Origin of the sequence: Rhodococcus sp. IEGM 1381, assembly GCF_030056795.1 — a bacterium.
Taxonomy (GTDB): domain Bacteria; phylum Actinomycetota; class Actinomycetes; order Mycobacteriales; family Mycobacteriaceae; genus Rhodococcoides.
The window spans coordinates 1-246 of sequence record NZ_JASHKQ010000040.1 but is presented as its reverse complement, the minus strand read 5'-3'; the positions used below and the strand labels follow the sequence as shown (position 1 = coordinate 246).

Genomic DNA, 246 nt, shown 5'->3' with positions numbered 1-246 from the left:
TGTTCTGCACCCACACACCCGTCGGCAAGGGCACACGGCACAGCTCTGCCCTCGATCTGCCCTCCGCAATCCGGCCACACAACCGGACGATCCACACAGAACGCCACACAGCCGGCCACACACCCCCACACCGGACACCCTCAGGCATCTACCTCGGCAACGCATCCCTGGCCGCTGCACTCGAAGCCGCGATCGCCGCCGACCCCACCCTCGGAAAATCCGTCGCACGCGACCCACTGACCGACC

General features: G+C 67.1%; 1 protein-coding gene. It reads left to right on the top strand.

Features of this window, described 5'->3' with window-relative positions:
- Positions 1 to 246, top strand: a 246-nt coding sequence (locus QM797_RS26180; protein WP_283278655.1) for a hypothetical protein, incomplete at both ends; no start/stop codon positions are given.